14 protein-coding genes are annotated in these 15398 nt (G+C 46.9%); 12 read left to right on the forward strand and 2 right to left on the reverse strand.

Annotation, left to right across the window (positions count from 1 at the left end):
* Positions 1-379 precede the first annotated feature (379 nt).
* The 10 genes from KQI22_RS08315 to KQI22_RS08360 all read left to right on the forward strand — a co-directional run bounded on the left by KQI22_RS08315 (position 380) and on the right by KQI22_RS08360 (position 10623).
* On the forward strand, positions 380-1120 hold the full coding sequence (locus KQI22_RS08315) for an amino acid ABC transporter ATP-binding protein (protein WP_330623312.1): 741 nt from the start codon (positions 380-382) through the stop codon (positions 1118-1120).
* A gap of 67 nt (positions 1121-1187) precedes the next feature.
* Positions 1188-2180: a transporter substrate-binding domain-containing protein gene (locus KQI22_RS08320; RefSeq protein ID WP_216551621.1), complete on the forward strand. Its 993-nt coding sequence runs from the start codon at positions 1188-1190 to the stop codon at positions 2178-2180.
* Between the two features lie 75 nt (positions 2181-2255).
* The gene (locus tag KQI22_RS08325; RefSeq protein WP_216551622.1) at positions 2256-2942 is read left to right on the forward strand and encodes an amino acid ABC transporter permease; all 687 of its coding nucleotides are present in this window, start codon (positions 2256-2258) and stop codon (positions 2940-2942) included.
* Entirely contained in the window at positions 2943-3641 is a 699-nt protein-coding gene (locus tag KQI22_RS08330) for an amino acid ABC transporter permease (RefSeq protein ID WP_216551623.1), read from the forward strand.
* Positions 3638-4258: a cytidylate kinase-like family protein gene (locus tag KQI22_RS08335; protein ID WP_216551624.1), complete on the forward strand. Its 621-nt coding sequence runs from the start codon at positions 3638-3640 to the stop codon at positions 4256-4258. Before KQI22_RS08330 ends, KQI22_RS08335 begins: the two co-directional genes overlap by 4 nt.
* A gap of 41 nt (positions 4259-4299) precedes the next feature.
* Positions 4300-5481: a hydantoinase/carbamoylase family amidase gene (locus tag KQI22_RS08340; RefSeq protein WP_216551625.1), complete on the forward strand. Its 1182-nt coding sequence runs from the start codon at positions 4300-4302 to the stop codon at positions 5479-5481.
* Between the two features lie 22 nt (positions 5482-5503).
* On the forward strand, positions 5504-6898 hold the full coding sequence (allB, locus tag KQI22_RS08345; RefSeq protein WP_216551626.1) for an allantoinase AllB: 1395 nt from the start codon (positions 5504-5506) through the stop codon (positions 6896-6898).
* Between the two features lie 23 nt (positions 6899-6921).
* Positions 6922-8205: an aminotransferase class I/II-fold pyridoxal phosphate-dependent enzyme gene (locus tag KQI22_RS08350; protein ID WP_216551627.1), complete on the forward strand. Its 1284-nt coding sequence runs from the start codon at positions 6922-6924 to the stop codon at positions 8203-8205.
* Between the two features lies 1 nt (position 8206).
* Positions 8207-9163 (forward strand): NAD(P)-dependent oxidoreductase, encoded by a 957-nt coding sequence (locus tag KQI22_RS08355; protein WP_216551628.1) that lies wholly within the window; start codon positions 8207-8209, stop codon positions 9161-9163.
* Between the two features lie 104 nt (positions 9164-9267).
* Positions 9268-10623, forward strand: a complete 1356-nt coding sequence (locus tag KQI22_RS08360) for an MATE family efflux transporter (protein WP_216551629.1) — start codon at positions 9268-9270, stop codon at positions 10621-10623.
* Between the two features lies 1 nt (position 10624).
* Here the strand turns inward: KQI22_RS08360 and KQI22_RS08365 are convergent, their stop codons facing one another.
* Together KQI22_RS08365 and KQI22_RS08370 are read right to left on the reverse strand one after the other, a co-directional pair.
* Positions 10625-11380: an aspartate dehydrogenase domain-containing protein gene (locus tag KQI22_RS08365; RefSeq protein WP_216551630.1), complete on the reverse strand. Its 756-nt coding sequence runs from the start codon at positions 11378-11380 to the stop codon at positions 10625-10627.
* A 67-nt stretch (positions 11381-11447) separates the two neighbouring features.
* Positions 11448-12659 carry a pyridoxal phosphate-dependent aminotransferase gene (locus KQI22_RS08370; protein ID WP_216551631.1) on the reverse strand — a complete coding sequence of 404 codons (1212 nt, stop codon included), beginning with the start codon at positions 12657-12659 and terminating at the stop codon, positions 11448-11450.
* Positions 12660-12797: 138 nt separating this feature from the next.
* Here KQI22_RS08370 and KQI22_RS08375 point away from each other — a divergent pair, with 138 nt between their 5' ends.
* Positions 12798-13751, forward strand: coding sequence for a LysR family transcriptional regulator (locus KQI22_RS08375; protein ID WP_216551632.1), 954 nt, complete (start codon positions 12798-12800; stop codon positions 13749-13751).
* Positions 13752-13769: 18 nt separating this feature from the next.
* Positions 13770-15110 carry an MATE family efflux transporter gene (locus tag KQI22_RS08380; RefSeq protein ID WP_216551633.1) on the forward strand — a complete coding sequence of 447 codons (1341 nt, stop codon included), beginning with the start codon at positions 13770-13772 and terminating at the stop codon, positions 15108-15110.
* Positions 15111-15398 lie beyond the last annotated feature (288 nt).

Raw genomic sequence — 15398 nt, forward strand, 5'->3', positions numbered from 1 at the left:
TATTGTATTCATGGCGGTTGAGAATCCTTTTCATTGGAGTTTTGGTTTGGCGATTAAAATTCTATAGGACTCAACCGTTTTTGTATAGTGGTAGGTGTCACATCAATTGTAACCCTACAGAATCCTGATAAGTGATTTGGGAAATCGTATTGACAGTTCCCGGAGGGTGTCATATAATCCGAATAAATAAAACAAAGCAAGAAAAGCAAAGGCGCTTACACAGATTGTGTAAGCGCTATTTTTTATGAAATGTCATGTATCGAAGATATGTGATGCAGCCTCGGTTCATCTGCAAAGCAGATTATGCAGGAACCGGGGTTCAAAAAAGGAAACAACTTGTATACAACAAAAATACACATTAGATACGAGGTGCGGAGCAATGGAAGAAAAAGAAAACGATATGATCAGATTAGTCAATGTAAACAAGAGCTTTGGAGATCTTCACGTGCTGAAGGATGTGAATCTGAGCGTGAAGGAAGGAGAAAAACTTGTTATCATCGGTCCGTCCGGTTCCGGAAAATCAACATCGATCCGGTGCATGAACTTTCTGGAACGCCCGACAAGCGGTGATGTTTATATTGCAGGAGAAAAAATGACACATAAAAACTGCACAAGGCTGATCCGGGAAAATGTATCCATGGTATTCCAGCAGTTTAATCTGTATCCGCACATGACGGTACTTAAAAACCTGACACTGGCACCTGTCATGCTGAAGCTGGCAAGTAAACAGGAAGCAGAGGAAACCGCTTATAAATATCTGGAGGTTGTCGGACTGAAAAATAAGGCAGATGCCTATCCGACACAGCTTTCCGGTGGACAGCAGCAGAGAGTGGCGATCGCCAGAGCACTTTGCATGAAGTCAAAGATCATCCTGTTTGATGAGCCGACAAGTGCCTTAGATCCGGAAATGGTACAGGAAGTACTGGAGGTTATGATAAGACTTTCCAAAGAAAATATCACGATGGTCGTTGTGACACATGAAATGGGATTTGCAAGAGAAGTGGCAGACAGGATCGTTTTCATGGACGATGGCAGGATCGCTGAGGAAGGAACACCGGAGCATTTCTTTACAAATGCACAGAATAAGCGTACCAGAGAATTTTTAAGTAAGATCTTATAAACAGACAATAGGAGAATACCCCTTGCGGGTTTCGATATAGTTTTACACAACAAGGAGGAATAACATTATGAAGAAACTGGAATGGATGAAAAAAATGGGTGTGATGACACTGGCAATGGCAATGACAGCAGGCATGCTGACAGGCTGTGGTTCTTCTTCTGAACCTGCAGCAGACAGCGCGTCAGATGCATCGTCAGCCGAAACAGATGCAGCGACAGATGATGCAGCAACTGATGCATCAGATGCAGGATCAGCCGTAGAAGCGATCAAAGCACGCGGCGTATTACATTATGGTACAGAAGATTCAGCGCTTGGCTTTGGCTATCTGAATCCTGAAACAAATGAATATGAAGGTCTGGAAGCCGATCTTGGCAGACTGATCGCACAGGAGCTTGGTGTCGATGTAGAGTTTACAACAGTTGTGACCAATACAAGAGGTCCGCTCATTGATTCCGGTGATGTGGATATGGTAGCAGCTACATTCACGATCACAGATGAAAGAAAACAGTCATATGACTTTACAGAGCCTTATTACGTAGATGCACAGAGTGTGCTTGTCAATAAAGATTCCGGCCTGAAAACAATTGATGATTTCGATGGTAAGAAGATTGCCATGAGCGCGGGCGGTACAGAAAAAGATTCTATTTCCGCTATTACAGATGCCAATATTGAATTTGTGGAATTCGCAGATTTCTCTGAAGCAAAACTGGCACTGACAGCCGGTACAGTAGACGGCTTTGCAGCTGATAGTTCCATTTTACAGTCTTATGTAGATGATGATACAGAATTCATCGAAACAAAATTCAGCCCACAGCCATATGGTATTGCAACAAAGAAAGGTTCTGACCTGTCAGCTTATGTCAATGAGCTTGTACAGAAATGGTTAGAGGATGGCACGATCGACGGACTGATCGAGAAGAACGGTATCCAGCCTTCTTATGAAGAGCCAGCAGCTACTGAAGAACCTGCAGCAGAAGCAACAGACGCAGCTACTGAAGAGCCGGCAGCAGAGGCAACAGATGCAGCTACTGACGAAGCAACAGATGAGGCAGCAGAATAAGATTTGACAAAAGTTGTAACCACCGGAGAGCTTTCAGGGCTCTCCGGTAAATGATAGAAAGTAAGGTAAGGGATTATGGCAGATATGTTTGCATTATGGAGATGGCAGAAATTATGGGAAGACAGAATGCTGTTTGTAAAGGCATTCGGTGTCACAGTGGAACTGGCTGTAGGCGGCCTGATCCTGGCACTTATTCTTGGATTTTTAGTAGGAATCCTGGCAACGACTTCTTCCCGCTTTGTCAGGGCACTTACAAGAATTTATGTTGAGCTTTTCAGAAATATCCCACTGACACTGCAGGTTATGTTTTTCTATTACGGCTGTGTTTACGGCGGCATTAAAATATCGACACTGACAGTCGGAATCGTCGGACTGGGGATCTGTTCCGGAGCATTTATAGCGGAGATCGTAAGAGGCGGTCTGAATGCAGTACCGAGAGGGCAGTACGATGCAGCTTTCTCACAGGGGCTGAATTACTTCCAGACAATGACAAGGATCATCCTGCCGCAGACGATCAAGATCATCCTGCCACCGCTGGGCACACAGCTTGCATGGCTTGTGCTGGATACTTCTGTTTTGTCCATCATTGCAGGCGGCGATCTGCTTTATGTGACAAAGAACTGGGCATGTAACGGAACGCTCAGTTACGGACCGGCTTATCTGGTAACCGGTATTATCTTCTTTATTATATGTTTCCCGATCACACATACGGCAAGAAAGTATGAGAAAAAAATGGAAGTTGACAGAGGAGAGGTGTTGTAAATGGAAATAATAAATGAATGCAGATTACTTTTTACAAGTGTTACAGTGCCACCGCTCTTAAACGGACTTTTGCTTTCTTTCAAGCTCGCAGGCGGCATATTACTGGCAAGTCTGGTTGCGGGCACGATACTTGCACTTCTGAAAACCTATGCAGGTAAGATCATAGGAGCGGTCGTTACAGCCTATGTGGAAATTTTCAGAAATACGCCGATCCTTTTCTGGATCACGGTTTGTTTTATAGCGTTACCTGTAGGTAACCAATATATCAGAGCTTCGGCAGGACTTTTCCTTGCTTCTACCGCTACGATCTGTGAGATTGTAAGAGGTGGTCTGAATTCCATCGGAAAAGGACAGATCGAAGCAGGAAAGAGCCAGGGACTCAGCAGACTGCAGATCATCTATGCGATCATTCTGCCGCAGTGTCTGCGAAGAGTGGTTCCGAATTTGATCAATCAGACAATTTCAGTATTCAAGGATACTTCATTTTTTGGACAGGTTGCCATTATGGAATTTTTATACTGCTCCAGAAAGCTGCTTGGTACTGCTAACAAATATACAGGACATGGTATTGGTGCGATGGATGCTTTCATTATATTCGGTGCGGCAGCAGCGGTTTACTTTATTATCAACCTGCTGTTATCCACGATCATGAGGGCAATAGAGATGCACGGCAATAAGGGAAAGGTGGTAGTAAAATGAGTCATTATGCAATCACGATCACAAGACAGTTTGGCAGTCTGGGAAGACCGATCGCCAGAGAGCTGGCAGAAGAGCTGGGTATCAATTATTACGACAGAGATATTGTGGAAAGTGTGGCACAGAAAACAAACCTCAGTGTTTCCGAGATCAGCAACAATGAAGAGGTGGCAAGCAACAGCTTCTGGAAAATGAAATTCCCGATCATTTCGGAAACACGGATGGTACAGGATCATATTTTTGAGGTACAGAAAAACATCATTCAGGATATTGCGGCAAGAGAGGACTGTATCATTGTCGGCAGATGCTCCGATTATGTTCTGAAAGATCATGAACAGTGTATCCATATTTATATTTTCGCCAGTGAAGAACAGCGTATGAAAAACTGTGTTGAGGTGCTGCATCTGGAACCGCAGGAAGCAAAACGTATGATCAAGGATGTTGACCGGGCGAGAGATTCCTACCATACCCGTTATGCAGGGTATCTGCCAAATGATGAAAATCATCAGGACATCATGATCAACAGCGGACTTCTTGGGACAAAAGGAACCGCACAGGCACTTGCCGAGATCATCCGCAAGAAGCTGGAGATCGGAGCTCATCCGAGTATGAAGGATTAGACAAATAATGGTTTGAAAAAGGCGAGATACGGAGGCAGAGGATGGAGACAGAAAGTTTGAAGGACAGAATGCTGCATATTGCACAGATCGGACAGGAAGCAGATGGCAGTATCAGCCGCGTATTCGGTTCCGATGCCTATGAAGAGGCTGCAAAAGAAATGCAGGCATATATGCAGGCATCGGGTATGGAAAGCTACATAGACAGTGTCGGTAATGTGCATGGGATCTATCGCTGCAGGCAGGAACATGCAAAGGAAATATTGATAGCCTCCCATCTGGATACGGTATTGCACGGCGGCGTCTTTGACGGGCTGCTTGGTGTCATGGCAGGGATCGAATGTGTCAGAAGGCTGCAGGAAGAAGGCAGAGAGCTTTTTGTGGATGTGCATGTGATCGCGACAAACGGCGAGGAAGGCAATGAACTCGGCGGTACATTCGGCGGACGTGCCATGATGGGTATGCTGCCTGAGACGGCAGCGTTTTATGCGCTGGCAGAAAAGTATGGCTATACAAAAGAAAAACTTGCGCAGGCACTGTATGATACAAGCCGCTGCATGTGCTATCTGGAGCTGCATATCGAGCAGGGCAATCTGCTGGAAAAGGAGCACAGACAGATCGGTGTCGTTACAGGCATCGTCGGACTGGAACGTTACAATGTGACAATAGACGGACAGAGCAACCATGCGGGCACAACGATGATGGAGTACAGAGATGATGCACTTGTTAAGGCTGGAAAGTTCATTACAGCAATGGATCAGAAAGCGAGAGAGATCGGCGACAGGCTCGTCTGTACGTGCAGCAGACTTTCGGTAGAACCGAATGTACTGGCAGTCATCAACAGACAGGTTTCCATGGTGCTGGAGTGCAGAAACCAGAAAAAAGAACGGATGCGGGAACTGATCCGGGCAGCAGAAGAGCTGCTGGAAAAACTGCATGGTACGATCGGCTGTCTGGTGCAGAAGGATCCGGTGGACTGTGATCCAAAGATCGTGCAGACGATGGAAGGCATCTGCCGGGAAAGAAAAATCGCATATCAGGACATGCCAAGCGGTGCGACCCATGACGGGAACAGCTTCGCGAAGAAAATGCCGATCGGCATGTTATTTGTACCAAGTAAAAACGGACTGAGCCATTGCAAAGAAGAAGCGACGGACTGGGACGATATCGCACTTGGTATTTCTGTATTGTATGAGACACTGCTCAGACTGGGGCAGGCGGAATAAGAGAACAGAAGGAGGAGTCAAAATGCTGGATCTTGTATTAAAAAACGCAACCGTATTTGTAGGAGACAGTTTTTGTCAGGTAGATGTAGGAGTAAAGGACGGAAAGATCGCTGTGATCAGTCAGGCGGATTGTATGCCGGAGGCAAAGGAAGTGCTGGATTTGACGGGGCAGTATCTGATCCCCGGAACGATCGATACCCATATGCATGTCCGCGATCCCGGTCATGTGGAGCGTGGTAATTTCTTTACTGAAACGATGTGTGCAGCCGCAGGCGGTGTGACAACGATCATGGAGCATCCGATCAGTGTTCCGCCGCAGTATAATGTGGAGATCCTGGAAAACCGGATCAAACGCGCCGAGGATCAGTGTGTTGTGGATTTCTGCTTTTACGGTGCAGCAGGTGCAGAATTCCCGGAGGAGATCACAAAGCTGGCTGCGGATGGCAGGATCGTGGCATTTAAGTCCTTTTTACATACAGCACCGCAGGGCAGATATGAGGAATTCAAAGGTCTGACAATGGCGGATGATGCAGAGCTTTTGGTCGGTATGACAGAGCTTGCCAAAACAGGTCTGATCTGTGCATTCCATGCGGAAAACAATGATCTGATCAATTATTACAGCAAGAAATTTCAGGAAGAAGGTCGTGTAGGCTTCCGTGATCATTCTCTGTCCAGACCGGTCATCACAGAGGTGCAGTCCGTTGAACGTGTGCTGCGTTTTGCAAAGGAGACAGGTGCCAGAGTGGAGATCGCCCATGTTTCTACACCGCAGGCAATGGAGCTGATCTGTAAAGCAAGGGCAGAGGGACAGGATGTGTATATTGAAACCTGTCCGCATTATCTGTTTCTGGATGAAGAGGATCAGGCAAAGCTCGGACCGTATGCAAAATGCAATCCGCCGCTGCGGAAAAAAGAGTTACAGGAAAAGCTCTGGGATTATATCAACGATGGCAGTGTGGATTATATCGGCAGCGATCACAGTCCTTTTTTACTGGAAGAAAAGACGAGAGGACTCGACAATATCTTCAAGGCAAATTCCGGTTTCCCGGGCGCAGATCTGCGTCTGCCCCTGATGCTGGATGCGGTGACAAAAGGAAAAGTATCACTGCCGCGTGTCATTGAACTGCTCTGCAAGAATCCGGCAAAGATCTTCAATATCTATCCACAGAAGGGTGAGATCAGAGTCGGTGCGGATGCGGATCTTGTCAGCTTTAATTTTGATCATGAGACGATCGTGGATAAAAATAAATGCTATTCACAGGCAAGAGAGATCGCGATTCCGTATGACGGCTGGAGACTGCAGTGCCAGCTTACCAATACCTTTGTCAGAGGCAGAAGGATCATGCAGGATGGCATCGTAGATGAAAAGGCAAAGGCATACGGAACACTCGTAACGCCAAATAAAGCAGAAGCATAGCAAAAAGTAAGGCAGGGAAATATATGAAAGCAACAGAGGAAACAACAGAAAAGCTCCTGGAGCAAAGAGAAGCATTACAGAAAAAATATGAAGCATATCAGGCAGAAGGATTGTCTTTAAATATCAGCCGCGGACTGCCCTGCAAGGAGCAGCTCGAACTGAACAAAGAAATGTTTCATGTAGTGGATGAAACAAACTGTGTGGCAGAGGACGGAACGGATGTCAGACAATACGGTGTGATGTATGGTCTGCCGGAATGTATCCGCCTGTTTTCGGAGCTGTTACATATTCCGGAGGATCGTATCGTACTTGGCGGAGAATCCAGCCTGAATCTGATGTACGATCAGTTCCTGCGCTATTATGCATTCGGAACACTCGGAGAAAAGCCGTGGAGCCAGCAGGGTAAGCTCAAATGGCTCTGCCCGGTACCGGGATATGACTGTCATTTCAATTTGACGGAAGCACTTGGTTTTGAAATGATCAACATTCCGATGACAAAGGATGGCCCGGATATGGATCTGATCGAAAAGCTGGTAGCGGAGGATCCGACGATCAAGGGCATCTGGTGCGTTCCGCAGTATACCAATCCGAGCGGTTATGTGTACAGTGATGAAACGGTGGAGCGGCTTGCAAAAATGAAGACGGCTGCGCCGGATTTCAGGATCTTCTGGGATAACGCTTATGCAGTCCATCATATTTATAAAGAAAATATTGTAAAAGATATCATGAAAGAAGCCGAAAAGTACGGAACGGAAAACAGGATCTTATATTTCTTCTCTACCGCAAAGATCACCTTCCCGGGCTCCGGTGTCTGTCTGGTGGCAACAGGAGAGGAAGGCATCGCTGAGATCAAGAGGCTGTTGAAGCTTCAGATCTTCAGCCACGATAAGATCAACCAACTCCGTCATGTCAGATATCTGAAAGACCCGGAGACGATCAAGGCACATATGAAAGATATTGCAAAAATCCTGCGCCCGCGGTTTGACCTTGTGGATCGTATCCTCACAGAGCACAGGCTGTATGATGATCTGTATACCTGGTTTAAGCCGGACGGCGGATACTTTATCACGGTAGACAGCTTTGAGGGCTGTGCAAAGGAGATCCTTTCCAGAATGCAGCAGGCAGGCGTTATGGTCGCCACGGCAGGTTCTACTTATCCGTATCACAAGGATCCGCATGATACGAATATCAGACTGGCACCGACGTATCCGCCGATCGAGGATCTGACAAAGGCAGTTACGATGTTTTCCGATGTGGCATGCCTTGTGGGCATTGAGCAGATTTTAAAGGAGAGAGGAGCCATTTAATATGAAATTTATCTGTAATACATTATACAAACATTTATTAGATCCTTCCCTGGAGGAGCAGGTGCTGTATCTGACAAACGAGCAGTGTGATGCCTGCGCCGAGGGCATTGATCTTTCGGATGTGGAAGGCATGATCATGCAGCCTTTTTACGTGAACAAAGCATTTCTGGACAGAATGCCCAATCTGAAATGGGTGCAGATCACAGGGGCAGGCTATGACAGAGTGGATGTGGAGGAAGTGAAAAAACGTGGTCTTGTGTTGACGAATACAAGAGGCGTCATGAGCATTTCCATTGCGGAGGATATTTTTTCCAAGATGCTGTTCCTTTCCCGTAAAATGCGCACGATCGAAGCCGATAAGAAAGCACACGTGTGGGAAATGTTCGGACAGGATCAGTGGATGTGCACCTGCTACGCGGATCTGTACGGCAAGACGATCGGTATTATGGGCTTCGGTTCGATCGGCAGTGAGATCGCAAAGCGTGCCAAGGCTTTTGAAATGAACGTACAGGTCTATGATATTGCAAAGATCGAGCATCCGTATGTGGACAAGTGCTTTGTCGGCGAAGGTGAGCTTTCCGCTTTCTATGCAAGCTGCGATTACATTGTGCTGAGTCTGCCGCTGAACGAGCATACAAGACATATGATCAGCACAGAGGCGTTTGACAGCATGAAAGAGTCTGCGATCTTTTTGAACGTGGCACGCGGACCGATCGTGGATACGGAAGCACTGATCGAGGCACTGAAGCAGAAGAAAATACAGGCAGCAGCCCTCGATGTGTTTGAGACGGAGCCGCTTCCGGCGGAAAGCCCGTTATGGGACATCGATAACCTGTATATGTCACCGCATAAAGCCGGTATGGGAGACAGCTGGACATACTTTATTGGACAGCTTATCATGCGGAATATCGAGAACTACAACAGCGGAAAAGAGCTTGAAAACATTATCCGGCTGTAAAAAATAAAGAAAAGAACCTTCCTTATAAAAACAGAAAATTCCTCTTGAAAAATGAGTGGGATTTTACTAGAATAGACACGCGAAAGAAAAAGGAAGGTGATAAAATGTCAACATCTATGGTAAAGGGAAGCCCGCTGAAGCTTATGCTCCGTTTTGCATTGCCGCTTCTGATCGGGAATCTGTTACAGCAGACCTATAATATCATTGATGCTGCGATCGTAGGACAGATCCTGGGAGCTTCCGCACTTGCCAGTGTAGGTGCCAGCAGCAGTGTACAGTTTCTGGTACTGGGCTTCTGTATGGGAAGCTGTGCGGGATTTGGTGTTCCGATCGCAAAATATTTTGGCGCAGGCGATCAGAAAAAGATGCGTGATTGTGTGTTTAACGGTGCTGTATTAACAGCAGCGATCGCAGTCATACTGACAACCGCCTGTGCACTTTTATGCCATTTTATATTACATATTCTGTCAGTACCGTCTGATATTTATACAGGTGCTTACGAGTACCTGATCGTGATCTTTCTGGGCATTCCGTTCACGCTGATGTATAACTATCTCTCCAGCGTGCTCCGTTCCGTGGGAGACAGCAGGACACCGTTTCTGTTTCTGGCGTTTTCCGCCTGCCTGAACATCGTTCTGGATCTGTTCTGCATTGCTGTCCTGCACTGGGGCTGTATGGGCGCTGCCATAGCGACGATTACGGCGCAGGCGATCAGCGGAATATTGTGCCTTGTATTTATTAAAAAGAAAATGCCGCTGCTGCATCTGGAACAGGAAAACCGCAAATGCCGCGGCGATGTGGAGAAGGAACTGCTCCTGATGGGGCTTCCGACCGGACTGCAGTTTTCCATCACGGCGATCGGCAGTATGGTCATGCAGTCTGCCAACAACGGGCTGGGCAGTACGTGCGTTTCCGGTTTTACGGCAGGGATGCGGATCAAGCAGTTTACGATGTGTCCGTTTGATGCCTTCGGAACAGCAACCTCTGTTTTCTGCAGCCAGAATCTGGGGGCGGGGAAAGCAGACCGTATCAAAAAGGGATTGGCGGAAGGTATGCTGGTGGCAGTTGCCTATGGCTTACTGGCAGGACTGGTACTGATCTTCCTCGGCAGACCGTTGTCGCTGATCTTCGTTAAGAAGGATGCGGTGGCAGTACTTGACGCATCCGCAAAATATCTGCGCTGTATGGGATATTTCTACTGGAGTCTTGGAATTTTAAATGTGGCGAGAATGGTCACACAAGGACTGGGATATTCCGGAAGAACGGTATTTTCCGGTGTGACGGAAATGCTGGCAAGAACAATAGTCAGTCTGGGATTTGTAGGTACATTTGGTTATACCGCTATTTGTTTCGCGGATCAGACTGCCTGGCTTTCTGCCTGCTTTTATATTGTGCCTACCTGCATACATTGTGTCAGAAAATCTGAAAAAATGTTGCAGGCAGGTAACAATGCTGCATAGCTCAGACGAAGCGCAGCGCGCCTTCTGCGGCAAGGACACGGTCTAAGCTGCCACAGGCGGAGTGTGGGGTGTAAGCACCGGTCACAGCCCCGTTGGCATAGCTGGAAATATCAAGCGTGATATCCATGCCATCGCCTTTTAAGGTGATCAGATGCGCGTTGGTGGAAACAGCCGGATCCGATATGATCGTAGAGTGTGTCTTGTCAAAACCGATACCGGCAAGTGCGATACAGGCATGGACATTGACGTTGCGCGGATACAGACTGCACACAGCTCTGGTCGGGCCGTCATAGACAAGTGTTCTCTCCGTATCTGTTCTGCCAAGGCTCTTTGGGCTCTTTGTCGTGGTGATGTGGACTTCGTTCCAGATCTTATGACCGTCAAAGATACCGTCAATGCCTAAAATGGCACCATGTGGAATATATACTTTATGTCCGTACTCTTTGCAGAGAGTACGGATTTTTTCTTCTGTTTCTTTTTCGCTGAAGGTTGTCACGGAAAACAGCATCAGGTCACAGTGCTTTAAGATCAGCTCCAGATTTGCCTTTAAGACGTTTGCCGTTGCACATTCGATGACAAGGTCTGTCTGTGCAAGCAGCGATTCATCTGCCTGGGAAAGGACAGGGCAGGAGAGATCCAGATCGTTGACAAAGCCCGGATCCTGTACGAAGGTAATTTCACCTTCTTTTGATTCGATCAGATGCTTTGCAAGTGCTTTTCCGATTTTGCCACAGCCTAAAAATCCTACTTTTTTCATTTATGATTGTCCTCGTCAGTATCCATTGGATACCACTTTCTTATCCTGATTTGTATTGATAGCGTTCCTATGCTCTGTAGCGTTCCATGATGGCAAGGATCCGTTTCATGGCATCAACTGCTGCGTCGTGATCCTGTGAGAAGTTGACACGGAAGCTGTCTGTGCAGTGGGCGCCAAATTCTGTTCCCGGTGTAATCGTGACACCTGCAAGCTCACGGACGATCTTAGCAAATTCATCGATGGAAACAGTCAGAGGCGGAAGTTTCGGGAACAGATAGCTGCCTGCATCGGTTGGTCTGACGCTAACCCCTTCGGTCTGTCTTAACAGCGCTACAAGGTCGTCACGGATCTTCTGATGAGCCAGGATACGGTCTGCCATAAAGCCTTCCGGCTCGGAAAACCACGTTTTGAATACTGCCTGACAGTAACCGGCGCAGCGCAGGGAAACGATCGCCTGCAGTTTTTCCATTCTGGTAATGACAGTCTCACTGCCGAAGGCAACACCGAGACGGAAACCGCTTAATGATTCGGTCTTGGAAGGCCCGATGATCGTTACCATTTCGTCCGGCAGTTCATCGAGTGCACATAAATGGGCATAATCTCTGCCATCAAAGATCTGGCGGGAGTAAAGCTCATCGACGATCAGGGAAACGCCGTATTTCTTTGCCAGTGCGGCGATCTGTTTTACCTCGTCAGAGGAATATACAGCACCGGTCGGGTTGTTCGGGTTAGAGAAGAGGAACAGTCTGCAGCCCTCTTTGAATACCTGCTCTAAATAGGTCAGATCGATACCGGAACCGTCTTTGCTCTCAAAATAATGCATCGGAACGGGAACAGGCGTGCATTCAAAAAATTCTGCCAGCTTTCTGTTGGCAAAGTAGTCCGGTTCCACGATGGCAACTCTGTCTCCGCGGGCAGCCATAGAGCCGATCGCAAGGAACAATGCCCCTTGTGTACCGGGCGTTAAGATAATGTTTTTGGCAGGTTCGATGGAAGCACCTGTGAATGCGGACAGCTTTTTGGCCAGCTCCTCACGCATTGTCTTCTTGCCTCTGTATTCGGTATAAGCCTGTTTGCCGCCGACCTGAAAGCCTTCTGTAAAGGCCTCCAGACTGCCCGGCAGCGGCGGAAATGCATCAACATCTCCGTGTGAGAAATCAACGACTGTGCCCGGCAGTTTTTCACCGATCAGATTGAGTGTACTTTTTTTCTGTAAGCTTTCCTGTCCCGGAGCATTGTCTACACCGAGGCGGGAGAATTTTTCTGTTAAAAGATCCATATTCTTACTTCCTTTCTTCTGGCAATCGGGAGTATCAAATTGTCATATTTTATGTACTTGATTGTAAGAAAGAATCCGCCTATAATCAAATAGATATAAATGATAGGACTTATTACAAAAATTTATAGGGGCAGAAAAATGCAGGAATATCAATATGTTTATGAAATTTATAAGGCACACAGCTTTTCAAAGGCGGCGAAAAATCTGTATGTTTCCCAGCCTGCGCTGAGTGCGACGATCAAGAAAATAGAGGAACGGCTTGGCTGCCAGTTGTTTGAACGGACGACCACTTCTTTGGAAATCACAAAGGAGGGAGAAGCCTACATAGAAACAGCAAGAAAGATCATGGATCTGGAGGAAGAGCTGAAAGTGAAGCTTGACGATCTGTCTGAGCTGAAGACAGGAAGTCTTGTGCTGGCAGGAACTGCCTTTTTTTCTTCTTATATTATCCCGCCGGTGGTAAAGGAATACCGGAGACGATACGAGCACATCAATCTGGCATTTGAAGAGTCGGACTCCCTTCTTTTATATAAGATGGCGGACGACCGTAATCTGGATCTGATCATCGATGCGGGCATCTGTGATACAGAGCATTTTGAAAAGCTTGTGTTATACCGGGAGAATATCATTCTGGCGGTTCCAAATGAAATGGTTCCCGTTTCCGTCAAAAATCTGGCATTTACAGGCGATGAGATCAAAGCTGGCAGACACTTGTCAGGGCATGACAGAAGCGTGGATATCGCCGTATTTCAGAAGCTCCCGTTCCTGCTTTTGAAAAAGGAGCATGACCTGCATCAGAGAGCAATGGCGCTTTGCGGGGAACGTGGTTTTGTTCCCATTTCGGACATGCATTTAAACCAGCTTCTGACTTCTTATAACCTGACGAAGCAGGGCTTTGGCATCTCTCTTGTTTCGGATTCCCTTGTCCGTTACAGTGAGAACCGTAATGTTTCTTATTTCAAATGTAAGACAGAAGATCCTGAATTGCTCAAACGTGATGTATTTGTGGCATATCGGAAAAACCGCCATGTGTCAAGAGCGATGAAATGCTTTATGGAGCTGGCACAGGAAATTTACAAGGATGCTTTTTAAGCCGGGAGGAACTGCGAAATGGAGCAGAGCAAAGTGAAAAGAGAAAAACAGGCAGTGGATTTCGGAAAAGATCCGATCGCAAAGATATTATTCCGCCTTGCGCCGCCGGTCATGCTGGCACAGCTCATTCAGGCATTGTACAACATTGTGGACAGTTTTTTTGTGGGACGCAATTCGGAGAGCGGACTGACAGCACTTTCTATCGTATATCCGCTGCAGCTGTTGATGATCGCACTGGCTGTAGGGACAGGCGTCGGGATCAATACGCTGATGGCACATTTCAGCGGTCTGGGAAGAGAAAGGGAAAGCCAGGAAACGGCGGGACTTGCGATGCCGCTTGCCCTTTTGTCATGGGTCATATTTGCCCTGCTTTGTTTTGTGGGGATGCCAGCTTATGCCCGAATCTCGACACATTCCGATGCGATCATCCGGGAAGTCATCGTGTACGGACGGATCGTCTGTGTATGCAGCATAGGGCTGTTTCTGGAAAGCGGCTGGACAAAGGTCTTGCAGGCGGAAGGCGATATGCGTCTGCCGATGGTGGCACAGATCGTGGGTGCGGTTGTTAATATCGTGCTGGATCCGGTGCTGATCTTTGGGCTTGGCTTTGTGCCGAAAATGGGCATTGCGGGTGCAGCGGTTGCGACCGTGGCAGGACAGATCGCAGCAGCTCTCATCGTTATGCCGAAGGGCTATCGGAAAATGCCTGCGGTTTCTACATGGAAAAATTATATCAAACGTATCTATTATCTGGGTTTTCCGAATATATTGATGCAGTCTGCATATACCTTTTATATTTTCGGTCTGAACATGATCTTAAAGGGCTTCTCCGATCAGGCAGTGACGACGCTGGGACTGTATTACAAGTGGCAGACGATCTTCTTTATCCCGCTTGGTGCGATGCAGACCTGTATCGTTCCTGTCATCAGCTATAACTATGGCGCAGGTGACAGGAAAAGATGCCATAAGACTGTCATGGAGGCACTTTTATTTGGCATGGGCTTTATGCTGGTAACAGGTGTGCTCTGCTTTGAAACGATTCCGGGACCAATGCTGCGTGTTTTTTCAAGAGATGAGGAAGTGATCCGGATCGGTGTTAACGCATTCCATATCATTGGACTATCCTTCCTTCCGCTCGTCAGTTCTCTGACATTCCCTGTTTTTTTTCAGGCGATCGGTTCGTTTTTCAAGAGCTCGTTTCTGACGGTGCTTCGTACGGTGTGCTTATTCGTACCGCTGGGCTATGCCTTTTCCCGTCTGGGGCTTGACTGGTTCTGGCTGACCTTCCCTTGCACGGAGATCATCACAACGACGGTCAGCCTGCTTTTGTACCGGAAATTTTACAGGCAGGCAAGATAATGGTATTTTTGGCAAAAGGAAGAACCGGAACAATTATTTTTAAAGGGATACGGATTGGGACTGTAAAATCGGAAAGAAAACACGAAAGATATGTTGAATAATTGTATGTGAAAGGATTTATATGACAAAAAACAGATACAATATTCAAACAATAATATGAAAATAATCAAATATTCAAATAATCTGACAACTTGCCGAAAAGTTACTATTTACAAATGAAAAAAATAGAGGTATAGTTTCTCTAACAAAAGAAAACCGACTGGCAGCAGACAGGGAAAGGAGTCAGAT

The sequence above is a fragment of the Kineothrix sp. MSJ-39 genome (genome assembly GCF_018917935.1).
Classification (GTDB): Bacteria; Bacillota; Clostridia; order Lachnospirales; family Lachnospiraceae; genus CAG-194.